The 24,239-nt window shown below is 72.2% G+C and carries 21 protein-coding genes and 1 pseudogene; 12 read left to right on the forward strand and 10 right to left on the reverse strand.

The window, feature by feature from the left end; all coding sequences use genetic code 11:
• Positions 1-33 precede the first annotated feature (33 nt).
• Complete coding sequence (locus ACWD3E_RS34405; RefSeq protein WP_451391448.1) at positions 34-1,461, reverse strand: M1 family metallopeptidase; 1,428 nt, start codon at positions 1,459-1,461, stop codon at positions 34-36.
• Positions 1,462-1,623: 162 nt separating this feature from the next.
• Here ACWD3E_RS34405 and ACWD3E_RS34410 point away from each other — a divergent pair, with 162 nt between their 5' ends.
• The gene (locus ACWD3E_RS34410; protein WP_451391449.1) at positions 1,624-1,971 is read left to right on the forward strand and encodes a DUF488 domain-containing protein; all 348 of its coding nucleotides are present in this window, start codon (positions 1,624-1,626) and stop codon (positions 1,969-1,971) included.
• 8 nt (positions 1,972-1,979) lie between these two features.
• On the opposite strand, the gene ACWD3E_RS34415 is transcribed toward ACWD3E_RS34410, so the two are convergent.
• Both ACWD3E_RS34415 and ACWD3E_RS34420 read right to left on the reverse strand, forming a co-directional pair.
• The gene (locus ACWD3E_RS34415; RefSeq protein WP_451391450.1) at positions 1,980-3,653 is read right to left on the reverse strand and encodes an FAD-binding dehydrogenase; all 1,674 of its coding nucleotides are present in this window, start codon (positions 3,651-3,653) and stop codon (positions 1,980-1,982) included.
• 27 nt (positions 3,654-3,680) lie between these two features.
• Entirely contained in the window at positions 3,681-4,301 is a 621-nt protein-coding gene (locus ACWD3E_RS34420) for a TetR/AcrR family transcriptional regulator (protein ID WP_451391451.1), read from the reverse strand.
• A 125-nt stretch (positions 4,302-4,426) separates the two neighbouring features.
• Between ACWD3E_RS34420 and ACWD3E_RS34425 the strand changes: the two genes are divergently transcribed.
• Together ACWD3E_RS34425 and ACWD3E_RS34430 are read left to right on the forward strand one after the other, a co-directional pair.
• Positions 4,427-5,056, forward strand: a complete 630-nt coding sequence (locus ACWD3E_RS34425) for an alpha-ketoglutarate-dependent dioxygenase AlkB (RefSeq protein ID WP_451391452.1) — start codon at positions 4,427-4,429, stop codon at positions 5,054-5,056.
• Between the two features lie 83 nt (positions 5,057-5,139).
• Positions 5,140-5,886, forward strand: a complete 747-nt coding sequence (locus tag ACWD3E_RS34430) for an MBL fold metallo-hydrolase (RefSeq protein ID WP_451391453.1) — start codon at positions 5,140-5,142, stop codon at positions 5,884-5,886.
• 51 nt (positions 5,887-5,937) lie between these two features.
• Here ACWD3E_RS34430 and ACWD3E_RS34435 read toward each other — a convergent pair whose 3' ends face one another.
• Both ACWD3E_RS34435 and ACWD3E_RS34440 read right to left on the reverse strand, forming a co-directional pair.
• Positions 5,938-6,804: a universal stress protein gene (locus tag ACWD3E_RS34435; protein WP_451391454.1), complete on the reverse strand. Its 867-nt coding sequence runs from the start codon at positions 6,802-6,804 to the stop codon at positions 5,938-5,940.
• A 66-nt stretch (positions 6,805-6,870) separates the two neighbouring features.
• Positions 6,871-7,784, reverse strand: a pseudogene (locus ACWD3E_RS34440) (LLM class flavin-dependent oxidoreductase).
• Between the two features lie 136 nt (positions 7,785-7,920).
• Here ACWD3E_RS34440 and ACWD3E_RS34445 point away from each other — a divergent pair.
• From ACWD3E_RS34445 to ACWD3E_RS34460, 4 genes are all read left to right on the forward strand, one after another.
• Positions 7,921-8,379, forward strand: a complete 459-nt coding sequence (locus ACWD3E_RS34445) for a MarR family winged helix-turn-helix transcriptional regulator (protein WP_451391455.1) — start codon at positions 7,921-7,923, stop codon at positions 8,377-8,379.
• Positions 8,380-8,528: 149 nt separating this feature from the next.
• Complete coding sequence (locus ACWD3E_RS34450; protein ID WP_451391456.1) at positions 8,529-10,205, forward strand: FAD-dependent oxidoreductase; 1,677 nt, start codon at positions 8,529-8,531, stop codon at positions 10,203-10,205.
• Between the two features lie 14 nt (positions 10,206-10,219).
• Positions 10,220-11,656, forward strand: coding sequence for an ATP-binding protein (locus ACWD3E_RS34455; protein WP_451391549.1), 1,437 nt, complete (start codon positions 10,220-10,222; stop codon positions 11,654-11,656).
• Positions 11,653-12,006: a UBP-type zinc finger domain-containing protein gene (locus tag ACWD3E_RS34460; protein ID WP_451391457.1), complete on the forward strand. Its 354-nt coding sequence runs from the start codon at positions 11,653-11,655 to the stop codon at positions 12,004-12,006. Before ACWD3E_RS34455 ends, ACWD3E_RS34460 begins: the two co-directional genes overlap by 4 nt.
• Here ACWD3E_RS34460 and ACWD3E_RS34465 read toward each other — a convergent pair.
• The gene (locus ACWD3E_RS34465) at positions 11,901-13,256 is read right to left on the reverse strand and encodes an SGNH/GDSL hydrolase family protein (RefSeq protein ID WP_451391458.1); all 1,356 of its coding nucleotides are present in this window, start codon (positions 13,254-13,256) and stop codon (positions 11,901-11,903) included. The genes ACWD3E_RS34460 and ACWD3E_RS34465 overlap by 106 nt on opposite strands.
• Before the next feature lie 127 nt (positions 13,257-13,383).
• Positions 13,384-15,162: a M4 family metallopeptidase gene (locus ACWD3E_RS34470; RefSeq protein WP_451391459.1), complete on the reverse strand. Its 1,779-nt coding sequence runs from the start codon at positions 15,160-15,162 to the stop codon at positions 13,384-13,386.
• A 306-nt stretch (positions 15,163-15,468) separates the two neighbouring features.
• Between ACWD3E_RS34470 and ACWD3E_RS34475 the strand changes: the two genes are divergently transcribed.
• The 5 genes from ACWD3E_RS34475 (at position 15,469) to ACWD3E_RS34495 (ending at position 21,358) form a co-directional block, all read left to right on the forward strand.
• A complete protein-coding gene (locus ACWD3E_RS34475) occupies positions 15,469-16,695 on the forward strand; it encodes a serine hydrolase domain-containing protein (protein ID WP_451391460.1) in 1,227 nt (408 codons plus the stop codon).
• 38 nt (positions 16,696-16,733) lie between these two features.
• Positions 16,734-17,411: an AIM24 family protein gene (locus tag ACWD3E_RS34480; protein ID WP_451391461.1), complete on the forward strand. Its 678-nt coding sequence runs from the start codon at positions 16,734-16,736 to the stop codon at positions 17,409-17,411.
• 127 nt (positions 17,412-17,538) lie between these two features.
• Positions 17,539-18,507, forward strand: coding sequence for a threonine/serine dehydratase (locus ACWD3E_RS34485; protein WP_451391462.1), 969 nt, complete (start codon positions 17,539-17,541; stop codon positions 18,505-18,507).
• 128 nt (positions 18,508-18,635) lie between these two features.
• Positions 18,636-20,195 (forward strand): serine/threonine protein kinase, encoded by a 1,560-nt coding sequence (locus tag ACWD3E_RS34490; protein WP_451391463.1) that lies wholly within the window; start codon positions 18,636-18,638, stop codon positions 20,193-20,195.
• Between the two features lie 122 nt (positions 20,196-20,317).
• Positions 20,318-21,358, forward strand: a complete 1,041-nt coding sequence (locus ACWD3E_RS34495; RefSeq protein WP_451391464.1) for a hypothetical protein — start codon at positions 20,318-20,320, stop codon at positions 21,356-21,358.
• Between the two features lie 81 nt (positions 21,359-21,439).
• Here the strand turns inward: ACWD3E_RS34495 and ACWD3E_RS34500 are convergent, their stop codons facing one another.
• The 3 genes from ACWD3E_RS34500 to ACWD3E_RS34510 form a co-directional block, all read right to left on the reverse strand.
• Positions 21,440-21,934, reverse strand: a complete 495-nt coding sequence (locus tag ACWD3E_RS34500; protein WP_451391465.1) for a DUF6328 family protein — start codon at positions 21,932-21,934, stop codon at positions 21,440-21,442.
• A 76-nt stretch (positions 21,935-22,010) separates the two neighbouring features.
• Positions 22,011-22,742, reverse strand: coding sequence for a TetR/AcrR family transcriptional regulator (locus ACWD3E_RS34505; RefSeq protein WP_451391466.1), 732 nt, complete (start codon positions 22,740-22,742; stop codon positions 22,011-22,013).
• Positions 22,739-24,232 (reverse strand): MFS transporter, encoded by a 1,494-nt coding sequence (locus tag ACWD3E_RS34510; RefSeq protein WP_451391467.1) that lies wholly within the window; start codon positions 24,230-24,232, stop codon positions 22,739-22,741. Before ACWD3E_RS34510 ends, ACWD3E_RS34505 begins: the two co-directional genes overlap by 4 nt.
• Positions 24,233-24,239 lie beyond the last annotated feature (7 nt).

Below are 24,239 nucleotides of genomic sequence, written 5' to 3' on the forward strand. Positions count from 1 at the left end.
CCTGGCCGAGAGTTGTGTGGAACTCGTCAGGATTCAGGCGCGGTTCGGCTTGCCCTGTGCGTACAGCCAGGTGTGGAACAGCCCGGCCAGGTCCTTGCCCGACTCCCGCTCGGCGAGCTTCACGAACTGTGCCGTCGTGGCGTGCCCGTCCCGGTGTGCCACCGCCCACGCGCGCAGGATGCGGAAGAAGACCGGGTCGCCGACGGCCCGGCGCAGCTCGTGCAGGGTCATGGCGCCGCGGGCGTAGACGGGCTTGCCGAAGAGGTTCTCGCCGCCGCCCGGGTCGCCGGGCGGGTACGCCCACAGGTCGTCGCTCGCGGGACGGGCGTAGAGGGCGTCGAAGGTCTTCTGTGCGCTGGCGCCGCCGTGCTGCTCGCTGTAGAGCCACTCCGCGTAGCTGGCGAAGCCCTCGTTGAGCCAGATGTCCTTCCAGGCGGTGAGGGAGACGGAGTCGCCGAACCACTGGTGGGCGTTCTCGTGGACCAGGGTGCCCAGGTCGGGGGCCGAGTCGTAGATCGGCCGGGTCTGGGTCTCCAGGGCGTAGCCCACGTCCGGGGCGTGGTCGACGATCGACCCGGCGGCGCGGTACGGGTACGGCCCGAACAGCTTGCTCTCCCACTCCAGCACGGAGGGCAGCTTCTTCAGCACGGGCGCGGCGGCGCTCGCCTCGCGCGGGTCGACGGCGTTGTACACCTGGACGCCGTCGCGGGTGGTGTACTTCTCGACCTTGAACTTCCCGACGCCGGCGGTGGCCAGGTAGGCGGCCATGGGCCGGGTCTCACGCCAGCGGAAGGTGGTGTGCCCCTGCGCGGTGTGCTGCCCGAGCAGGATCCCGTTGGCGACCGCGGTACGGCCCTCGGGGACGGTGATCGTGAAGTCGTACGACGACTTGTCCTTGGGGTGGCTGTTCGCCGGGAACCAGGTCATGGCGCCCTGCGGTTCGCCCGCGACGAACGCCCCGTCGTCGGTGGGGATCCAGCCGTCGGCGGAGCCGTCCGGGTCGGTGACCGGCTTGGGGGTGCCGTGGTAGGTGACGGTGACGCGGAACTCCTGGCCCTCGTGCAGGGTGTGCCGCGGGGTGACGATCAGCTCCTGGCCGCTGCGGCGGTGGCCGGCCGCGGCCCGGTCGACGCTGACGCCGGTCACCGTCAGGCCCTTGAGGTCGAGGTCGAACCGGGTGAGCCGCTGGGTGGCGCGGGCGGTGAGGACCGCTGTGCCGTCGAGTCGCCGGGTGGCGGTGTCGTAGCGGAGCGTCAGACCGTAGTGGCGCACGTGGTAGCCGCCGTTGCCGCTGAGCGGGAAGTACGGGTCGCCCGCGCCGGGGGCGCCGGGCGTGTCGTCCGCCGTGGGTCCGGCGGCGCCGAGCAGCGCCGCGACGGCGGCGGGGACGGCGGCGAGGACCGCCTCGCGGCGGAGGACTCCGATCCGTCTGACGACGGCCTGCCTGCGGGATGGCGTCACATGCGCTCCTTGTGGGTCGCGGTGATCGAGTGGGCACAGACTAGGCGTGCGGATGCCGATGCTTCCCCCTCATTCAGGTCAAGTCACGCCGCGTCGCCGCCGGATGGGCGCAGCGCGCCGCGTACGCTCGCGGGACGTCAGCAAGCCGAGAAGGGGCCGACCGTGAGCGTGCGCGTGCACCGGATCTACGAAGAGCCCGAGCCCGACGACGGCCTGCGCGTGCTGGTGGACCGGCTGTGGCCGCGCGGGCTCGCCAAGGACGCCGCGCAGATCGACGAGTGGCCGAAGGAGCTCACCCCGTCGAACGAGCTGCGCAAGTGGTTCCACGGCGGGGGCTCGTACGAGGAGTTCCGGCGCCGCTACGAGGCGGAGCTGGACGCGCCCGAGGCCGCCGAGCTGCTCGACGGCCTCAGGAAGTCGGTCCGCAAGGGGCCGGTGACGCTGCTGACGGCTTCCAAGACGCCGGAGCAGAGCCACGCCTCGGTGCTGGCGGAGCTGCTGACGGGCTAGGACTGACGTCAGCCCGTCTGCCGCGCCGCCGCCCGCCCGGCCGCGCGCCCCGAGAACAGGCAGCCGCCGAGGAAGGTGCCCTCCAGGGCGTTGTAGCCGTGGACGCCGCCGCCGCCGAAGCCGGCCACCTCGCCGGCCGCGTACAGTCCGCCGATCGGCTCGCCGTCGGCGCCGAGGGCGCGGGAGTCGAGGTCGGTCTGGATGCCGCCGAGGGTCTTGCGGGTCAGCACGTGCAGCCGGACGCCGATCAGCGGGCCGGCGGCGGGGTCGAGGATGCGGTGCGGGGACGCGACCCGGCCCAGGCGGTCGCCGATGTAGCGGCGGGCGTTGCGGATGCCCTGGACCTGGGAGTCCTTGCTGTAGGGGTTGGCCATCTGCAGGTCACGGGCCTCGATCTGACGGCGTACCTCGGCCGGGTCCAGCAGCGGCTTGCCGGTCAGGGCGTTCATCTTCGCGACCAGCTGGTCCAGACTGGCGGCGGTGACGAAGTCGGCGCCCTTGTCGACGAAGGCCTGCACGGGGGCCGGGGCGCCCTTGCCGAGCAGCCGGTCGCGCAGGACGGCCTTGCGGTCCTTGGCGGTGATGTCGGGGTTCTGCTCGGAGCCTGAGAGCGCGAACTCCTTCTCGATGATCTTCCGGGTGAGGATGAACCAGGAGTGGTCGTACCCGGCGATGTCCTCGGTGGTGCGCAGGTACTTGAGGGTGCCCAGGGTGTCGTAGCCGGGCAGGCAGGGGTCGGGCAGGCGGCGGCCGAGGGCGTCGAGCCATATGGAGGACGGGCCGGGCAGGATGCGGATGCCGTGGCCGGGCCAGATCGGGTCCCAGTTCTGCAGGCCCTCGGTGTAGTGCCACATGCGGTCGCGGTTGACGAGCCGTACGCCCGCCGCGGCGCTGATGTCGAGCATGCGGCCGTCGACGTAGGCGGGAACGCCCGTGACCATCTGCGCCGGCGGCGTGCCGAGGCGTTCGGGCCAGGAACGGCGGACGATGTCGTGGTTGCCGCCGATGCCGCCGGTGGTGACGATCACGGCCTGGGCGGTGAGTTCGAAGTCGCCGACGCGGTCACGGTTGGAGGCGACCCCGCGCGGGGAGTCGTCGGGGGCGAGCACGGTGCCCCGCACCCCGCGCGCCGTGCCGTCCTCCATGACAAGCTCGTCCACTTGGTGGCGGTGGTGGAAGGTGAGCAGTCCGTCCCGGGCGGCCTGCCGGGCGTACGTGACGAAGGGTTCGACCACGCCGGTTCCGGTGCCCCAGCTGATGTGGAAGCGGGGGACGGAGTTGCCGTGGCCGTCGGCGCGCAGGTCGCCGCGTTCGGCCCAGCCCACGGTGGGCAGCAGCTCGATACCGTGCCCGGCCAGCCAGGAGCGCTTCTCGCCGGCCGCGAACTCGACGTAGGCGCGGGCCCAGCGCACCGCCCAGGAGTCCTCGTCGTCCAGCCGGTCGAACCGGGCGCTGCCCCGCCAGTCGTTCCAGGCGAGGTCGAAGGAGTCCTTGATGCCGAGGCGGCGCTGTTCGGGCGAGTCGACGAGGAAGAGCCCGCCGAGGGACCAGAAGGCCTGTCCGCCGAGGTTGGCGGCGTTCTCCTGGTCGACCAGGGCGACCCGGCGGCCCCGGCGGTTGAGTTCGTGGGCGGCGACCAGGCCGGCGAGGCCGGCTCCGACGACGATGACGTCCGCGTCCATGGCGTCCGTTTCCTTCCCTCTACAGACTCATACGGGGGTGCCGCTGCCGTCCGTCAGCAGGGCGGTGAGCAGTTGCTTGAGCCAGGTGCGGGCCGCGTCGACGTCCTTGTCCAGCAGCAGCTGGGTGGTGACGCCGTCGTAGGCCGCGACCACCGCGCGGGCGGCGCCGTCGACATCGCCGAGCACGGCGGGCAGTTCGGTGTGGCCGCGGGCCCGGAAGAGCCGGTCGGCGATGGCCTCCCGGAGCCGGGTGCGGTGGTCGAGGAGGGACTGGGCAACGGCCGGGTCGCGGGCCGCGTGGACCAGGAAGTCGGTCTTCACCAGCAGCCAGTCGACGTCCAGCAGCAGTACCTCGGTGACCCGGTCCACGGCGGCGGGCACGTCGAGGCCGGGCCCGTCCTGGGCGAGCGCGTCGGCGACCTGGGTGGCGATGAGCTCGGCGCGCTCCCGGTAGAGGGCGAAGAACAGCTCGTCGAGGGTGGCGAAGTTCGAGTAGAACGCACCCCTGCTGAACCCGGCGGCCTCGCAGATCTCCTCGATGGAGACCCGCCCGAAGCCCTTGGCCGCGAACACGGCGAACGCGGCGTCGAGCAGCCGGGCCCGGGTGCGGACCCGGCGCCGGGTGACGCGCTTGGGTGTCTCCTCCATCGGCACCTGCCCTCCATTCGATACGCGAATGTATCGGATACATCGATGTATCGAAAGACCTCGGACGCACCGACCCGATAGCCCACATGGGAACGCATATTCGATTAACGAGTTACGCTGAACGCATGTCCACGCACCTCCAGGGCTCCCTGTTCGACCAGACCGACGAGCTGCGGCTCGGATCCCTCGACGGGTTGCGCCGGACCGAACTGGGCTCGGGGGCCTGGATCGATGTGCTGCCGGGCTGGCTGAGCGGCGCCGACGCCCTGTTCGAGCGGCTTGCAGCAGACGTGCCGTGGCGGGCGGAGCGCCGCAAGATGTACGACAACGTCGTCGCCGTACCGCGACTGCTCGCCCACTACGCGACCCACGACCCGCTGCCGCACCCCGTGCTGGACGAGGCGCGCACCGCCCTTTCGCGGCACTACGCCGGGGAGCTGGGCGAGCCGTTCACGACCGCCGGGCTGTGCTTCTACCGCGACGGCCGGGACAGTGTCGCCTGGCACGGGGACCGGATCGGGCGCGGTGCGCGCGAGGACACGATGGTCGCGATCCTCTCCGTCGGCGCACCCCGGGATCTGCTGCTGCGCCCGGTGGGCGGAGGCGGTACGACCGTACGGCGGGCGCTGGGGCACGGCGACCTCATCGTGATGGGCGGCTCCTGCCAGCGGACCTGGGAGCACTGCGTGCCCAAGACCGCCCGCGCCGCCGGGCCGCGCATCAGCATCCAGTTCCGCCCGCACGGCGTGCTCTGACGCGCCGTGCCCCCTTGCGGAGCGCGGTGACACATCTGGTTGGCTGTGCCCCACCATCAGCCACTCAGGGCCTCGGGGAGATCATGCGGCCAGACGTACGCCAAGTCGCCGACAATACCTATCTGGTGCACGGCCACCACACCAACTGGGTCATCCTCAAGGAAGGCGACGCCGTCACCCTGGTGGACACCGGCTACCCCGGGGACCGGCAGGGGCTCCTCGAGTCCCTCGCGCAGGTGGGCAGTTCACCGGAGGCCGTCGCCGCCGTGCTGGTCACCCACGCGCACAACGACCACATCGGCTCGGCCGAGTACCTGCGCAGCACCCACGGCACCCCGGTCTACCTGCATCCCGCGGAAGTCCCGCACGTCCGACGGGACTTCCTCCAGCAGGCCACCATCGGCGACGTGGTGCGCAACGCCTGGCGGCCGGGGGTCCTGCCCTGGGCGGTGCACGTGATCCGCGTGGGCGGCACCGACCACAACCCCGTCACCGCTCCCGAGCCGTTCCCGGTCGAGGGCGCGCTCGACCTGCCGGGCCGCCCCGTACCGGTGCACACCCCCGGCCACACGGACGGCCACTGCGTCTACCACCTGCCCGACGCCGGCATCGTGATCTCCGGCGACGCCCTGGCCACCGGGCACGCGACCTCGCGGATCAAGGGCCCCCAGATGCTGCTCGACTTCTTCCACCACGAGCGCGGCCGGGCCGTGGCCTCGCTGGACGTGATCGGCGCGCTCGACGGCGACACGCTGCTGCCCGGACACGGGCCGGTGCACCACGGCTCCGTGCGCGCGGCGGCGGAGCTGGCCCGGGAGCGGGCGGCGTAGTCCAGGGCCTGGAACGGGGCGGGCGTCGTGCCGCCCGCCCCGAGGTGCAGGTCAGTCGTGCGGGACCACGGCCACCGGGCACTCCGCGTGGTGCAGCACGCCGTGTGCGACCGAGCCGATGCGGGCGCCGACGGCCGTACGGTGCGCCCGGCGGCCGACGACCATCAACTGGGCGCGGGCGGCCACCGACAGCAGTACCTGGCCCGCGCTGCCCAGCTCGACGTGTTCGGCCACGGGCACGTCGGGGAAGCGTTCCCGCCAGGGGCGGAGCGCCGCGGACAGCGCCTGCTGCTCATAGGGTTCGAGGCCCCCGGCGTCGTCCAGGAGTCTCATCGAGCCGGGGCTGTAGGCGAACACCGGCGGCAGGGTCCAGGCGCGGACGGCCCGGACCATGGCGCCGCGCGCCGCCGCAGTCTCGAACGCGAACCGCAGGGCGGCGGCGCTGTCCTCCGGCTCGCCATGCTGGCCCACGACGACGTCCCGCCCGGCCGCCTCCGCCGCCGCCTCGTCGCCGGCCCGCACCAGGACCACCGGCCGGGTCGCCGTGGCGATCAGCTGCTGGCCGACCGAGCCGAGCAGGAACCCGACGACCGGCCCGTGCCCGCGTGAGCCGAGCACCAGCATCTCGGCCTCCGCGGCCACGCCGGTCAGGACCTCCACCGCGCCGCCCTCGACCACGTCGACGCTCACCCGGAGCTCGGGATGCCGCTCGGAGACGGTGCGCACGGCCTCCGTCACGCCGTCCGACACCCACCCGTGCTGAGTGTCCCGGTCCGCCGCGGCGAGCGCCTCGGCGTAGCGCCATGCGTGCACCACACGCAGGGGCAGCCCGCGCCGTACGGCCTCCCTGGCCGCCCAGTGCAGCGCGGCCAGGCTCTCCTCCGTACCGTCCACCCCTGCCGTGATCGGGCGTGTCATGCGCGGGCCTCCTCGATGCGCCGGGCGGTCGGTGTGCCGCCGGTCGTTCCGGTGCCCACTATCGGTCTACCGGCCGCCACCGCGCACGGGCACGACGATCTCGTCGACGAGCCGGCGCACGATCTTCGGCGGGTAGGGGGCGCGCAGGCTGAGCACGATGTGTGTGAAGCCCGCGGCGATGAGCTCCGCGATCGTCTCGCGGTCCTTCGCCGGGTCGTCGTAGGAGACGATGTACTGCACCGAACGGGTGATCGACCGCGGGTCCCGGCCCAGCGACGCGCAGTGGGCGTCCAGCACGCGGGCGCGCTCGGCGATCCGCTCCACGGTGTTGTGCGGCGGGCCGGGGATGTTCCACATGTCCGCATGCTCGGCGACCAGCCGCAGCGTGCGGGTGCCCCAGCCGCCGATCAGCAGCGGAGGTCCGGGACGCTGGACCGGCTTGGGCTCGTTGCGCGTGCCGGTGAGGGTGACGTACCGCCCGTGGAAGTCGAAGACGTCCTGGGTCCACATCCCCTTCAGGACGGCGATGGTCTCGGCCAGCCGGGCGATGCCCTCGGCGGGCGGGACCAGGGTGAGCCCGTAGGCCGCGTATTCGGCCAGGGCGGGATTCTCACCAGTGACGCCTCCCGCGCCGGGCGGCTGATGGGTGCCGCCGACGCCGAGCCCCATGATCAGCCGGCCACCCGAGATCACGTCCACCGTGGTGGCGATCTTGCCGAGGACGGCGGGCTGGGGGTCCCCCCTGCTCGAGCGGAGCCGAGAGCTTGGGGGAGGATCCGGTTGCTCGTCACCAGCAGCCCCAGCCGCAGCCGCCGGGTCCGGGCGGCCAGCGCGGCGAGCAGTGTCCAGCCTTCGAGCACCTGCCCGTCCTTCGGCCCGGCGACCGGCATCAGGTGGTCCCACAGCCAGGCGTCCTCGATGTCGGGCAGCTCGTCGGCCTCCTCCCAGACCCGGAGGATCTCCTCGTAACCGACCCGCATCGGGGTCGTCTTGATGCCGAACGTCACCGCGTCGCGCGCCTGATCACCCACACCCGTCCCCCCTTCAGTTCCTTCGATCATCAGCCTAGCAAACGATTTGCCTCTCCAATCATTGATGGGGCGATACGATGCGCTCATGACGGGCCACACCCCCACCAGCGCACTGAGCTCACGCCTGGGTTACCTGCTCAAGCACGCCCACCTGCGGTACGCAGAGGCGTCCGCGCAGGCTCTGGCGCGCTTCGGCGTCGACGGGCGTGAGCTGGCGGTACTGGCCGTGCTCGCCGCGGACCGGCCGCTGTCCCAGACGGAGGCCGCCGGCCGGATCGGCATCGACCGGTCCACGATGGTCGCGCTCGTCGACGCACTGGAGGACAAGGGGCTCGTGGCGCGCCGCCGCAGCGAGCACGACCGGCGCCGGAACACCGTGCAGCCGACCGAACACGGCCAGAAGGTCCTGAGCGCGGCCGAGGCCGCCCGCGCCGAGGCCGAGGGCCGGTTCCTCGCCACACTCTCCGACGCGGACGCCGAGCACTTCCTGCGGGCGCTGCGCACCTTGGCCGGCGTCGCGGAAGCCGGTGACGCGGAAAAGTGAGTTCTGCGGCTCGGGGAGCGCCGGAGCTGATCACGGCGGCACCGGAAACCTGAGCGAACCCGGGCGGTCGAACATACGATGGGCTCGAATCGGTGCGATGGTCTCCACGACACCGCCCCGTTGATCCGACGCCTCGGGGTGGGAGACGTATGGCACAGGCCGACGACGCAGCGCGGACCGTCATCCTGACCGTGGACGACGATCCGGGAGTCTCCCGCGTCGTCGCCCGCGATCTCAGGCGGCGCTACGGCGCCTCCTACCGGATCGTGCGCGCCGAGTCCGGTGAATCCGCGCTGGAGGCGCTGCGCGAGCTGAAGCTGCGCGGCGATCTCGTCGCCGTGATCCTGGCCGACTACCGGATGCCGCAGATGAACGGCATCGAGTTCCTCGAACAGGCCCTCGACGTGTATCCGGGCGCGCGGCGCGTGCTGCTGACCGCGTACGCGGACACGAACGCGGCGATCGACGCGATCAACGTCGTCGACCTCGACCACTATCTGCTCAAGCCGTGGGACCCGCCGGAGGAGAAGCTCTATCCGGTCCTGGACGACCTGCTGGACGCCTGGCGCCGCAGCGACTACCGGCCCGTGCCCAGCACCAAGGTCGTCGGGCACCGCTGGTCGGCGCGCTCCTCGGACGTGCGCGAGTTCCTCGCCCGCAACCAGGTGCCGTACCGCTGGTACTCCGTGGACGAGCCGGAGGGGCAGCGGCTGCTGGCGGCGGCCGGGCAGGACGGGGAGCGGCTGCCGCTCGTCGTCACCCCGGACGGCACCGCCCTGGTCGAGCCCGAGGCTCCCGAACTGGCCGCGCAGGTGGGGCTCGCCACCACACCCACGGCCGACTTCTACGACCTCGTCGTCATCGGCGGCGGCCCGGCCGGGCTCGGCGCGGCCGTGTATGGCGCCTCGGAGGGCCTGCGGACCGTTCTCGTGGAGCGGTCGGCGACCGGCGGGCAGGCCGGGCAGAGTTCCCGGATCGAGAACTACCTCGGCTTCCCCGACGGCGTCTCCGGCGCCCAGCTCACCGAGCGGGCGCGCCGCCAGGCGGCCAAGTTCGGCGCGGAGATCCTGACGGCGCGCGAGGTCACGGGACTTGAGGTGAACGGCGCGGCCCGTGTCGTACGGTTCGCGGACGGCTCGGCGATCGCCGCGCACAGCGTCATCCTCGCGACCGGCGTGCAGTACCGGCAGCTGGAGGCGCAGGGCTGCACCGACCTGACCGGGTGCGGGGTGTTCTACGGCTCCGCCCTGACCGAAGCCACCGCCTGCCAGGGGCACGACGTGTACATCGTCGGCGGCGCCAACTCGGCGGGCCAGGCGGCGATGTACCTGTCCCGGGGTGCGAAGTCGGTGACGCTGCTGGTGCGCGGCCAAGATCTGTCGGCGTCGATGTCGCACTACCTGATCCAGCAGATCAACGAGGCGCCGAACATCTCGGTGCGCAGCCACACCGTGGTCGAGGAGGCGCACGGCTCCGGCCATCTGGAGCAGCTGACGCTGCGTCACACGAAGACCGGGGAGACCGAACAGGTCGACGCGCAGTGGATGTTCGTGTTCATCGGCGCGGCCCCGCTGACCGACTGGCTGGGCGACACCGTGCTGCGCGACGAGCGCGGGTTCATCCTCGCCGGGCCCGACCTGACCGTCGACGGACGGCTGCCGGCCGGCTGGGAGCTGGACCGGCCGCCGTACCACCTGGAGACCAGCATTCCCGGCGTGTTCGTGGCGGGCGACGCGCGCGCGGAGTCCGCCAAGCGCGTCGCGTCCGCCGTCGGCGAGGGAGCCATGGCCGTGATGCTCGTCCACCGGTATCTGGAGCAGTCATGAGCGGCGGACAGGTGATGCCGTGCAACCCGAAGGAGATCGGGTCGCTGTTCCTGTTCGAGAAGCTGACGGCGGACCAGCTCGGCCGGCTGTGCAGCGCGGGGCGGGTGGAGCTGTTCCAGCCCGGCCCGGTGTACACCGAGGGTGAACCCGCCACCTGCTTCTACGTGATGGCCGAGGGCACTGTGGTGCTCTCCCGGCGGGTCGGCGGCGACGACGTGGAGGTCACCCGGACCTCGCAGCGCGGGGTGTACGCGGGCGCCTTCCAGGCGTACATCGGGGACCGGGTGCCGCAGGTGTACAACAACTCGATGCGGGTGACGGAGCCGACGCGGTTCTTCGTGCTGCCGGCGGACACCTTCGCGGACATCATGCGCGAGTGGTTCCCGATGGCCGTACACCTGCTGGAGGGGCTGTTCTTCGGGACGAAGAGCACGCAGGCCGTCATCGGGCAGCGGGAACGGCTGCTGGCGCTGGGCTCGTTGTCCGCGGGGCTCACGCACGAGCTGAACAACCCCGCGGCGGCGGCCGTACGGGCGACCTCGATGCTGCGGGAGCGGGTCGCGAAGATGCGGCACAAGCTCGCGCTGATCGCCGAAGGCCCCTTCTCCCGGGACGCGTTGGCGGATCTGATCGAGATCCAGGAGCGCACCGCCGAGCGGGTCGCCAAGGCGCCCGCGCTCAGCCCGCTGGAGGCCGCCGACCGCGAGGACCTGGTCACCGACTGGCTGGAGGACCACGGTATCGACTTCGGCTGGCAGCTGGCGCCGACGTTCGTGCAGGCCGGGCTCGACGTCGACTGGCTGGAGCAGGTCGCGGCGGCCGTGGACGAGGAGATCCTGGCCGGGGCGATGGCCTGGCTCAACTACACCATCGAGACCGAGCTGTTGATGAGCGAGATCGAGCACTCCACCACGCGGATCTCGCACCTGGTCGACGCGGCCAAGCAGTACTCGCAGCTGGACCGGGCGCCCTATCGGGTGGTCGACGTGCACGAACTCCTCGACAGCACGCTGGTGATGCTGTCCGGGAAGCTCGGTCCGGGCGTCGAGGTCGTCAAGGAGTACGACCGTACGCTCCCCGAGATCCCCGCCTACCCGGCGGAGTTGAACCAGGTGTGGACCAACCTGATCGACAACGCGGTCGGCGCCATCAGGAGCGCCGGCGGGCAGGGCACGCTGACCGTGCGCACCGCGCTCGACCACGAGCGGCTGCTGGTGGAGTTCCGGGACACCGGGCCAGGGATCCCAGAGGAGATCAAGGACCGGATCTTCGACCCGTTCTTCACCACCAAACCGGTCGGCGAGGGCACCGGTCTCGGGCTGGACATCTCCTGGCGGATCGTCGTGAACAAGCATCACGGCAGCCTGCTCGTGGAGTCGGTGCCCGGCGACACCCGCTTCCGGGTCCTGCTTCCGCTGACCGCCGAACCCCCCACGGAGGAGGGCGTATGAGTGACACCGACGCGATCGACCCGAGCGTCCCGCCCAGCGGCACCGGCTGCGTGGAGTGCGAGGAGGCGGGCGGCTGGTGGTTCCATCTGCGCCGCTGCGCGCAGTGCGGACACATCGGCTGCTGCGACGACTCCCCCGCCAAGCACGCGACGGCCCACTGGCGGGCCACCGGGCATCCGGTGATGCGCAGTTACGAGCCGGGCGAGGCCTGGTTCTGGAACTACGCGACCGACGGGATGGTCGACTACACCGGCCCCGAACTCGCTCCCCCGGTCAGCCATCCGGCGGACCAGCCGGTGCCGGGTCCGGCCGGACGCGTCCCCGCGAACTGGGCAAACACACTGCGCTGACCCGGCGGCGGGGCGCTGTTCCAGCCGGCGCAGCCGAGGCGGCCGAGGTCGACGGCGTCGGCCATGGCCCGCATGCCCCGGTCGTCCGGGTGCAGATGGTCGCCGCTGTCGAAGGCGGGCCGCAGCCGCTCGTCGTCGTACGGGCTGCGCAACACGCGGTCGAAGTCGGTGACGGCGTCGAACTCCCGGCTGCTGCGGAGGAATTGGTTCACCTCACGGCGTACGGCTTCGGCGGCCGGATCCCATTCGGGCCAGCCCTTGAACGGCCCCACGGTGGCGACGACCACGCACTTGCCGACCGCGTGCGCCCGCCGGGCGATGTCCTCGTACCCGGCGATGAGCTGCTGCGCGGTGACGCCGTTGTGGGCCTTGATGTCGTTCACGCCCTCGAAGAGGAGAACGGTGCGCACGCCGGGCTGGGCGAGCACGTCGCGTGCCAGCCGGTGCAGCGCGCTGGGTCCGGCGTCGTCGGCGAGCAGCCTGTTGCCCGAGATCCCCTCGTCGGCGACGCCCTGGAGGGCCGCGCCGCTGGTGCGCAGGCGCCGGGCGAGGTAGTCGGGCCAGCGGCGGTCGAGGCCGGCGGTGGACTGCTCGCCGTCGGTGATCGAGTCGCCGAGCGCGGCAACGGCGCCGACGGCGGCGCCCGGCGGCCGTACCGTGACGGCGTCGAGGTACCACCAGGAGCCGGTGGTCCGCGTCCAGTGGGCGCCGCTGTCCTCGGCCGTGCGGTCGCCCCGGCTGGTGTACGACGTCTGCAGGGCCAGCCCGTGGCCGGTGGCCGGACCCGCCGCGGCCAGGGTGTGGAAGCTGACGACCAGGTCGGTGCCGGCGGCAATCCGGCCGGGCAGCGGGTCGCTCCAGACGGCGGCCCCGGCCGGGACGATGATCATGCGAGCGCCGGCGAAGGTGAGCGGCCGGTTGCTGCCCGGCCGCAGCGCGGCACCCCGGCCGTGCAGGCCCGCGTAGACGCTGTCCAGGGTCAGGGGGCGGTCGCCGAAGGCGTTGGACAGGTGCACGCGCAGGCCGCTGCCGCCGACGCTGGTGTGCACGACGAGCCGGTAGCCCTGGTCGGCGCTGCCGTGGCCGACGCGGTCGGCGCTCGCCGCCCAGGTGACCACGCCGGTGGCCCGGGTGACGGCCTCGGGCAGCCGGGCTGCCGCCTGGCCGGGCGCGGCCTGGCAGACGAGGAACGTCAGCACCACCCCGGCCACGCGCCGGGCGCGCGCGAACCGGTATCCCACGGAGGTCATGGTCCCTCCGATGCCGCGATCGCGCACCTTGGAGGGGCCCTTCGAAGGCTGCCGGACATGCGGCCGGACATGCGGATGCCCCGCGCGAGGCGGGGCATCCGGTGGAGCTGGTGTACGCGGCCGTCCGTCAGTGGGCGGCCGGCGTGTTGGCGGCGGTGACGTTCACCGCGGCCCACGCCTTGTTCACCGTCTTGTACTCGGTGCTGGTGGAGCCGTACAGGTCCGCAGCCGCCTTCAGCGTCGCGATGCGCGCCTTGTGGAAGTCGGTGGTGGAGACCATGTAGCGGGTCAGTGCACGGTAGAAGATCTTGGTGGCCTTGGCCCGGCCGATGCCGGTGACCCCGATGCCGCCGTAGGTCGGCGAGTTGTAGTTCACGCCGTTGATCGTCTTCCGCCCGCTGCCCTCGGCGAGGAGGTAGTACGCGTGCGAGGAGACACCGGAACCGGCGTGCACCTCGGTGTACGTCGTGTCCGAGGACCAGTAGTCGATCGTGCCCTCGAGCTTGTCGAGCGACGGGTGGTCCAGACGGCGCAGGAAGTGCTGGTCCAGGCCGAGCTTCTCACCGATCAGGTAGTCCGGCGTGTCCTTCGTGTTGTTCGCGTAGAACTCGACGTTGGAGCCGAAGATGTCCGCGAGGGACTCGTTCAGCGCACCGGGCTCGCCGTACTGGTTGCCGTCGTTGTCGACGTACGTCGGCTGCAGGTTGGCCGTGGCCTCCACGACGCCGTGGGTCAGCTCGTGACCGGTGACGTCGAGGACGACGAGCGGCTTCTTGAACATGGTGCCGTCGCCGTCGCCGTACAGCATGCAGGTGCAGGTCGGGTCCCAGAAGGCGTTCGCGACCTTGTTGCCCCAGTGCACCATGGCGTGGGCGGCCTTGCTGTCGTTGAAGATGCCCTTGCGCCCGAAGGTGTTCTTGTAGAAGTCCAGGGTCTTGGTGACCCCGTACTGCGCGTCGGCAGCGGCGCTGGCACGGCTGGAGGTCGTGCCGTTGCCCCAGATGTTGGTGGTGTTGGTGAACTTCGTGCCGTGGCTGAAGCTCTCCGTGGTGCTGCCCTTGGCGTCGCGGGTCTCGGTGCCGTACCGGCTCGGGTCCTTGAGCAGGTAGTGGCCGGCGGAGGTCGCCGTGGTGGTGAGACCGACGTTGCCCACGAACAGGGTCTTGCCGGTGCCGTGCGCGGTCGTCGGGTAGGTGACGCCGGAGCCGGCCGGGGCGGCGGAGCCGAGCAGGCCGGAGGCGCCGACGCCGGTGGCCGGGTCGGCCGTCTCGCCGCGCTGGTGCATGGCCTTGAGCAGCTTCGGCGACAGGAACTCGTCCGCGTCGGGGGTGTTGCTGCGCACCTTGCCGGTGAGGGCGTCGATGACGACGGTGTTGGAGGCACCCTTGTCGGTCACCGTCACCTGGTAGGCGAGGGTGGCGGCGCCACCGCGGGCGTCCACGACGAGCTGGGCGTCGCCGGCCTGGCCCTTGGCGGCCTGGGCGGCCTTGGCCTCGGCCTGGCCTGCGCTCAGCTTGGCCTTGGTGGCGGCGGGCTTGACGGACTGGTCGGCCGCGGCCGTGACACCCGTGTAGGCCAGCTTGCCGTCGAGGTGGACGATGAGGTCGCCACCGAGGACCGGCATTCCCTCGTGGGTGCGGACGAACCGGACGTGCCGGGCGCCCTCGGGGTCGATCATGACGTCCTGGGCAACGAGCTCGTCGCCCTTGGAGACGCCGGTCGCCGACGCGTGGGCGACGGCCGCGGTACGGGCCGCCTCCACCACCAGCGAAGCGTTCGTGGCGGAGGAAGCGGCAACCCGCTCCGTCCCCGTGGAGGGACCCGCGAAGGCCGTACCGGCCAGGCCCGTGGCAGCAGTCGCCACCGCGATCGCGACGGCCACGGAGCGTATGTGCGGTCTACGCACTCAGGGTTCCTTCGTTCAAAGGCAGCGGGGATCACCAACCGCCTTGAGGCATGGCGCCCTTGAGCGCCACGGGGGCTGGTCGGGCCCCGAGCAGTCACCCTTTCCGATCGGTCATGCCCACGTAAAGATGGAATGATCCATTTCGCCGCTTTCGTTGACAATCCTTTACAAAAGCGCGCCGCAGGGTGATCGCTGGATGACCAACTGTGTGTCGGCTGGGGAGACGTTGCCTGAATCCTTAAGGTTCCCAGGCCGGAATGTGACCGAGGTCGCATCAAGAGCCTTACGGATGGGAGCAGGTGCCGGATGAGGTCATCAACGGTGGGCAGGGGTGCGGTTCTCGGAGCGGTCGTGCTGTCGCTGCTCGCGCTCCCGGCCCAGGCCGCGACCGGCACCGCCGGTGCCCCGGCGGCAGCGGCGCTCCCGGCGCCCGACATCACAGGGCTGGCCGGGGTGCTGGGTTCGGCGGTGGCCCAGGGCGCGCCGGGTGCCCTGGCCCGCATCGACGACCACGGCAGGACATACTGGGTGACGCGCGGGTTCGCCGACCGCGCCGCCCGGCGCCCCATCGTCAGCGGCGACCGGTTCCGCGTCGGCAGCGTCACCAAGACGTTCTCCGCGGTGGTCCTGCTGCAACTGGCCGACGAACACCGGCTGGACCTGGACGCCCCGGTCAACCGCTACCTGCCGAAGCTCCTGCCGGACGACCACATCACCGTGCGGCACGTCCTGAGCCACCGCAGCGGCCTGTACGACTACACCAACGACCTGTTCGCCGACAGCGTGTCCGGCTTCGAGGCGGTGCGCAACAAGGTCTTCACCTACCGCCAGCTGGTCGGTCTCGCGCTGAAGAAGCCCCGCACCAACGCGCCCGGCGCCGCCTACGCGTACTCGAACACCAACTTCGTCGTCGCCGGCCTGCTCATCGAGAAGCTCACCGGGCACCCGGTGCGGACCGCGTACGAGAACCGCATCTTCAAGCCGTTGAAGCTGCGGGACACCTTCTACGTCCACCCGGACACCCGAATCCCCGGCCAGTACGCCCGCGGTTACCTCACCTCCGACACCGCGGGCGCCCCCCTCATCGACGCGACCTCCCAGACGGTGTCGTGGGCCCAGAGCGCGGGCGCGATCATCTCCAGCGCCCGCGACCTGAACACCTTCTACTCGGCGCTGCTCGGCGGCAAGCTGCTCTCCACGGCCCGGCTCGCGGCGATGCAGCACTGGACCCGGGTCAACAGCACGACGGCGTACGGGCTCGGGCTGCGCCGCCGCGACCTTCCCTGCGGCATCTCGGTGTACGGCCACACGGGCGCCGTCCAGGGCTACTACACCTACGCCTTCACCACGAAGGACGGCGGGCGCAGCCTCACGGCCGTCGCCAACGCCTCCAACAACGCGCGGCTCCTCGACACCCTGGCGGGCACGCTGGACTCGGCGTTCTGCGGGAAGCCGAGCAAGACGGACACCTCGGGCAGGGTGGGCGCTCCGCGCATGATGGGGCGGGCATGGCCGGGCGAGCACAATATGTGATCTTGGCGGAATCACACCCTCCGGGGGACCATGCCCGCATGAAGGGTGATCTCTTTTCCAGCGAGCACATGGTGCGGCCGGCCCTCGAGCCCGGCATGACCGTCGAGAACGCCAAGTGCATCAGGTACGCGGTGAACGGCGAGATGTACGCCCGTCAGGGCGCGATGATCGCCTATCGCGGCAGCCTCCAGTTCGAGCGCAAGGGGCAGGGCGTCGGCGGCATGCTCAAGCGTGCGGTCACCGGCGAGGGACTGCCCCTCATGGCCGTGCGCGGGCAGGGCGAGGCCTGGTTCGCGCACGAGGCGCAGAACTGCTTCGTCGTCGAGGTGGAACCGGGCGACCAGTTCACCGTCAACGGCCGCAACGTGCTGTGCTTCGACGCCTCGCTGTCGTACGAGATCAAGACCGTGAAGGGCTCGGGCATCGCCGGCGGCGGCCTGTTCAACAGCGTGTTCAGCGGGCACGGCCGACTCGGTCTGATCTGCGAGGGCCACCCTCTGGTCATACCGGTCTCCCCGCAGGCCCCGGTGTACGTCGACACGGACGCCGTGGTCGGCTGGACCGCGCAGCTGCAGACCTCGCTGCACCGCTCCCAGTCCATCGGCTCGATGCTGCGCGGCGGTTCCGGTGAAGCGGTGCAGCTGATGCTCCAGGGCGAGGGCTACGTCGTGGTGCGGCCGAGCGAGCTGACGCCGCAGAAGGCGCAGCAGCACTGACGGTTGCCTGACCTCCCGTCGGGGCGCGAACTCCGAGCCGTCAAAACCGTGTTGACCTCGGGCCTCCCCTCGGGTGAGGGTGCGGACGGCGTGGTTCCCAGCCCCCGCGCCGGAAGGATGAGCGACCTTGATCGGAATCTCGGACATCGAAGCCGCCGCGCAGCGGATCGCCGGACACGTCGTACGGACGCCGACCGTGCCGAGTCCCGGCCTCACGGCGCTGCTCGGCGTCCCCGTCACCGCCAAGCTCGAACTCCTGCAGCGCACCGGCTCGTTCAAGGCGCGCGGCGCGGCGGCCAAGCTGCTGTCGTTGAGCGAGGCCGAGCGGGCTGCGGGCGTGGTCGGCGTCAGCGGCGGCAACCACGGGGTCGCCCTGGCCGTGATGGCGGCGGCCCTGGACGTGAAGGCGACGGTGGTCATGCCGCGTACGGCGCCCGCCCGGTCGATCAGGATCGCCGAGGAGGCGGGGGCGTCGGTGCAGTTGACCGACGGCATGGACACGGCCTTCGAGCTGGTGACGAAGCTGCGGGACGAGGGCCTGACCCTGGTCCACCCGTTCGACGACCCCGTGGTGATCGCCGGACAGGGCACCGTGGGGCTGGAGTTCGCCGAAGACCTCGGGGACGCCGCCGAGCTGACGGACGTCGTCGTCAGCGTCGGTGGCGGGGGCCTGATCGCCGGGGTGGCGGCGGCACTGCGCGCCCGCCGTCCGGGCGTGCGCGTCTGGGGTGTGGAGACGGAGGGCGCCGAGGCGATGTCGGCCGCGCTGAAGGCGGGCGGTCCGTTGCCGGTGCCGGTGTCGTCCCTGGTCACCACGCTCAGCGCGCCGTCCGTGTCCGCGCTGACCTACGACCATGTGTCCGCGCTGGTCGAGGAGGTGCTGGTGGTTGCGGACCGGGAGGCCGTCCAGGGCTGTCTGGACCTCGCCGAGCACGCCAAGGTGTGGGCGGAGCCGGCCGCGGGCTGCCTGCTGCCGGCAGCGCGGCAGATCGCGGCGCGGGTGGGCGACGGCGCCCGGCTGGGGCTCGTGGTGTGCGGAGGCAACACCGCACCCTCCGAACTCTTGGGATGGGCAGACCGCTTCGGCCTGGGGTGAACTCCTCGCCCTGCTGTTCGCGCGGTGAACAACAGGCCGGAACTGGGCGGGAGTTGCGGTCCGTTTGAACGCGACCCCGCCCGCCCCCCGTACCCCTGGCCAAGACGAGGCAGGGGTTTCAGCGAGGGATGACCATGGCCAAGGCGCATGTCTCCGCACAGGAGTTGGTCGCAGGACGGTACCGGCTCCTGGAGGTCCTCGGCCGCGAGACCAACCGGGTGTGGTGGTACGCCGAGGACGTGACGGCGCAGCAGCCCCGGCTGGTGGCCGAGACCGCGCTTCCGGAGAACTCCGGGGAGGACACCGTGCGCCGCGCCACGGCACGGATCATCCGGACCTCCGAAGTCGTGCGGCTGCTCCGTCCCGGCCAGGCCGCCACGGTCGTGGACGCCGTCGTCGAGGCGGGCACCCTGTGGACGGTCACCGAGCGGATCGACGGCACCGCGCTCGGCGAACTCCTCGACCGGGAGGGCCCGTTGAACCCGGTGCGGGCGGCGCGGATCGCCCGCGAACTGCTCGGCGTACTGCAGGCCGCGCACAAAGAGGGCATCACACACGGGGAGCTGAGCCCCGGCCAGGTCTTCGTGCGGGAGAGCGGTCCCGTGGTCGTCACCGGGTTCGGGCTGGCGGGCACGACCCTGGCACCCCGGGTCACGTCACCGTCGTACGCCTCGCCGGAACAGGCCCGGGACGAGCGCATCGGACCGGCCGCGGACCTGTGGGCGCTGGGCGCGATCCTCTACACGATGGTCGAGGGGCGCCCGCCGTTCCGTGACCGCGGGCGGCCCGAGGCCACGCTGCAGGCCGTGGACCGGCTGCCGCTGCGCACACCGCTGCGCACGGGCCCGCTCACCCAGACCGTGCGGGGGCTGCTGCGCAAGAACCCGCGGGAACGCCTGACCGGGCCGGTGGTCCGCGAGGCCCTGGACCGGGTGCTGCGCGAGGACGCCGACGCAGACCGGTGCTCCGCCCTCGCGCCCCGGCTGCGCGGCGCCTACGCGGGGGTACGCGCCACAGGTCCGGGGCGCGGCCGACGAGCCCTGGCCATGGGCAGCGCCCTGGCGGTCGTCACCGTCGTGGCGGCCGTTCTCGCCGCGACCCACCACCTTCCCGGTGCCGGCACGGCAGGCGCGCGGGCCCGGCCGACGGCCTCGGCCCCAGCCGTACCGAGACACACCGACGACCCCACGCCCACCGCCTCGGCCTCGGCCTCCCCCGCCCTGCCGGCCGGCTACCGTCGCTACAGCGCACCGGAGGGCTTCTCGGTGGCGCTGCCGGACGGCTGGAAGCGGCTCGCCACCACCCGCGTCGCGGGCCTCGCCTATCGCGTCACCTTCGGCGCGGGCGACGGCTCCCCCACCCTCGCGGTCACCCACAGCGAACGCGTCGGCCCGGACCCGGTCGCCGTATGGCGCGACGACGTCGAACCGGACCTGGAGCGGCTCCCCGGCTACCACCGGGTCGGCACCGTCCGGGCCACCACCTATCAGGGCGACCGGGCCGCCGACCTGGAGTGGCTGTCGGGGTCCGGGGACGGGCGGGTGCACACCTTCGGGCGCGGCTTCCTGCTCGGCGGCCACCGCGGCTTCTCGCTGCGCTTCACGACCCCGGCCGGGGCCTGGGACGACGCGGCAAACCGGCTGGCGCTGAAGACGTTCCTGGGGACGTTCCGCGGGCAGGCGCGCTGACCGGCGCTCAGGCGCCCTGGCAAAGCGATGCCAATGGGTCGATATAGGCTTTCCGGTCTGTGCCCGGTCCCCGGGTGCGGCTCAGCGAAGTGATCGAAGCCATGCCTGCAGGAGAGTCATCCGTGACCCTGGTCATCGACCCGTCCGAGACGTCCGGGACGTCCGCTCCGGCCGCGGCGCCCCTGTCCGACCTCGTGGCGCGGGACGCGCGTGAGTTCGGCGTCTACGCCCGCACCGGGGGCTGGGCCTTCGCGCTGCTGGTGGCCCGCAGCGTGCGGCCGGGCGGCCAGGGGGCCGGGGAGAGCCCGAAGGTGTCGGCGAAGGAGTTCGCGGAACTCGCCGGCTGCTCCCCCGAGCGGGTCATGCGCTACTACAAGGCCTGGGACCGGGCCGCCGACGACGGGCTCGTCCCGCACTTCGAGGCGCTGGAGCCGGGCCAGGGCGTCGAGCTGCCGGAAGCCGACGTGTGGCTGGGCTACTACGTCTCCCGGAACAGCGCCACCTCCGAGCGGGGCACCGCCATCGCCGAGGCCGCCGAGGCCGAGGGCATCCGCCCGACCAAGGCCCTGGAGGTCGCCGAGAACCCGACCGCGCTGCGCGCCGCGATCCTCGCCGACCCCTCCACCGCCCGCGCGGCCCGCGCCGCCCTGCTGGACCGGCTCAAGGAGGACCCGGACCTGCAGGCCGAGCTGGCCCGGGACGTCGTACGCACCGACGACCTGAAGAAGGCCGTCGCGAGCGAGAGCCGCTCGGCCGACCGGATCGGCTACGTCCGGCAGATCGCCGAGTCCGGGCAGATCAGGACCCCGGCCGGGCAGACCGTGGCGGCCCCCGCCGAACTGCGCGAGGAGGCCGAGCGGCACCTGTCGCTGATCGACGAACTGGAGGACGGCGAGGACGCCGGCGAGTGGGCCACGGAGGCCTACGACACCATGAAGTCGCTCGTCGCCGAGACCGTCGACGCCGACCCGGAACTGCGCGTCCAGGAGCGGCGGACGAAGTTCTACAGCAGCCTGCACAAGGCCACCAGGGCGTTCGAGGAGCTGACCTTCGACGACGCCCAGGACTTCTACGAGGACGACATGGTCCGGCGCCTGGAGGAACTCCAGCAGGCGATCGGCAGCTGCCTGACGGCACTGCGCGGAGCCCGCGGCGGCGCCTAGGGGGCTTCTTCTGGATCTTGCCGGCATCGCTCAGTGAGAATGCACCGTCGGCTCCAGCCGACCTGATCCAGAAGACACCCCCTAGCCGCGGGACCGGGTGGTGTGCGTGCGGCGTGTCCACATGGGGAGCACGTACCAGCACAGCAGGTACCAGGCGACGACGGCCGCGACCAGCCATGGCACATAGCCGCCGTGCGTGGCCACCCGGAGGATCAGCAGCAGCGAGGAGGTCGTGGTGGCGAGCAGCAGGAGCAGGCCGACGAACGTCATCCGGGCCGCGATGCGCACCGCGTGCGGCTTGACCCGCCGTCCGGCGACCAGGCGGTGCAGGGACACCGGGCCGATGAGGGCGCCGGTCGCGGCGGCGCCCAGGACGACGGTCACGATGTAGATGACCCGGTCGGTGTGGGCGAGCCCGGCGTACCTCGGCTGGAAGACGACGGTCAGCAGGAAACCGAAGAGGATCTGTACGCCCGTCTGTGCCACGCGGACCTCCTGGATGAGCTCGACCCACATCCGGTCGGCCCGCTCCTCCTCGGTCTCGTGCCGCCCCCTGCGTTTGCCCTCCAGCCTCATGCGGTGCGGTTAACCGCCCCCGCCCGCGTTCAAACGGCAGACCGACCCGATGGCCGCCAAGCAGGTGACGCCCGGGTCAGCCCCCGGGTGTCAACTGCGCCTGGACGAGCGGGCCGTAGCGGTCCGCGATGGTCTCGGTGCCGGTCTCGTGCAGGTGGGGGCCGCGGGCGATGCCGTACATCACGCCGAGGCCGACGAGTGCGGCGACGGCGAGCTCGGCGCGCAGGCCGGCGTCGGGGCCGGTGAGCCGGGCGGCGAGGCGTTCGGTGACCTGGGCTCGGAAGTTGGCGCGCAGGACGTCGCCGTGGTCGCCGTGCAGCGGGGCGAAGACGATGCGCAGCAGCGGGTCGACGCCGCGTTCGCGCTGGCTGGACAGGACGTGCCGGACCATGTGCCGGCCGAGGTCCGCCAGCGGCGCGTCCAGCAGGGCGTCCGCGTCGGTGTCGAAGGACATCACGCAGGCGAACAGGGTGTCCTTGTTGCCGAAGTACTTCAGGATCAACGGCGGGCTGACACCGGCCCGTTCGGCGACCGCCTTGAGGGTGATGTCGGCGTGCGCGTGCCGGGCCAGGAGGTAACGGGCGGCCCTGAGGATGGCGGCTTTGGTGGCCTCGGCGTCGCGGCGGGCCGGGGCGGGCGGTTCGGGTGCCGGTGCGCCGGGGGCGGGTGCGCCGGGTGCCAGTGTCTCCGGTGCCGGTGTCTCGGGTGCCGGTGTCTCGGGTGCCGGTGTCTCGGGTGCCGGTGTCTCGGGTGCCGGTGTCTCGGGTGCCGGTGTCTCGGGTGCCGGTGGGGTGCTCACGGCACTCATGCTCCCTCCATCGCCTCGTCGCGGGCGCCCCGGGTGGCGCCCCGGGCGCGCCGGGTGGCGTCGGGCGGGGTGTCGCCGGGGATGGTCAGGGCCGCGGCGCAAGCCGCGAGGGCGACGGCGCCCGCGATCGCGAAGGCCAGCAGGTACCCGTGCAGCGTGGGAACCAGGACACCGGCGAGCGGGCTGCTGTGGTGGACGAGGACGGCGGCGACGGCCGCGCTGGAGGTGGCCTGGCCGATGGTGCGCATCAGGACGTTGACGCCGTTCGCGGAGGCGGTCTGCCCGGCCGGGACGGCCCGCAGGATCAGGGTCGGCAGCGCCGAGTACGCCAGGGTCGTACCGGTGGCCACCACCGTGGCGCCCAGGATGATCATCCACAGGTCGCGGCTGTCGGCGATGCGCACCGCATAGCCGCAGGCGATGACGGCGGCGCCCAGGGCGAGCGTGATCCGCGGTCCGCGCGCGGCGGAGATCCGGGCCGAGAGCGGTGAGAACAGCAGCATGGTGACGCCGCCGGGCAGCAGACACAGGCCGGTGGCGACGATCGACAGGCCGAGGCCGTATCCGGTGGCCTTGGGCGCCTGCACCAGCTGGGCGGTCACCAGCGAGTTGGCATAGAAGGCGAAGCCGGTCAGGAGGGCTGCCACATGCGACAGGCCCACCCGCGGCCGGGTCACCAGGCGCAGGTCGACGAGGGGCCGCTCGGCGCGCAGCTGCTGCCACCACCACAGGGCGAGGACGACGGCCGAAGCGAGGAACAGGCCGAGGATCCGCGTGCTGCCCCACCCCCACTGCCCGCCCTGGGAGACACCCAGCAGCAGGCACACCAGCCCGGCGGCCAGGCCCAGCGCGCCGAGGACGTCGAAGCGGCCTGGCTCGCGCACCGGCGACTCCTTGACCGCCCACCAGGTGGCCGTGGTGCCCAGCGCTCCCAGGGCGCCGGTCAGCCAGAACATGGTGTGCCAGTCGGCGTACTGGATGACCAGCGCGGCGAGCGGCAGGCCCAGGGCGGCGCCGATGCCGACCGTGGAACTCATCAGGGCCACCGCCGAGCCCCGCCGCTCCGGGGGCAGTTCGTCGCGCAGGATGCTGATGGACAGCGGGACGACGGAGGCGGCGGCGCCCTGCAGCGCACGGGCCGCGATGAGCACGCCGATGTCGGAGGAGAGCGCGCACAGCACGGAGCCGACGGTCATCAGGGCGAGCGCGGCCGTGAGCACCCGGCGCTTGCCGTACATGTCGCCGGCCCGGCCGAGCACCGGGGTGAGGACGGCGCCGGAGAGCAGGGTCGCGGTGACCGTCCAGGAGACGGTGGCTGCCGACGCCCCGGTCAGCCGGGGCAGGTCCGGCAGGAGGGGGACGACCACGGTCTGCATGACCGCCATGAGGATGCCGCCCGACGCCAGCACCGGGATGGTGAGCCGGTCCCGCAGCCGGGGTGCCTCGACCGGGGTGCCGGGCGGCGGGGTTATCGGGCCGGGGTGCTCCATCTGCGCT

It is taken from the genome of Streptomyces sp. NPDC002676 (genome assembly GCF_053592455.1).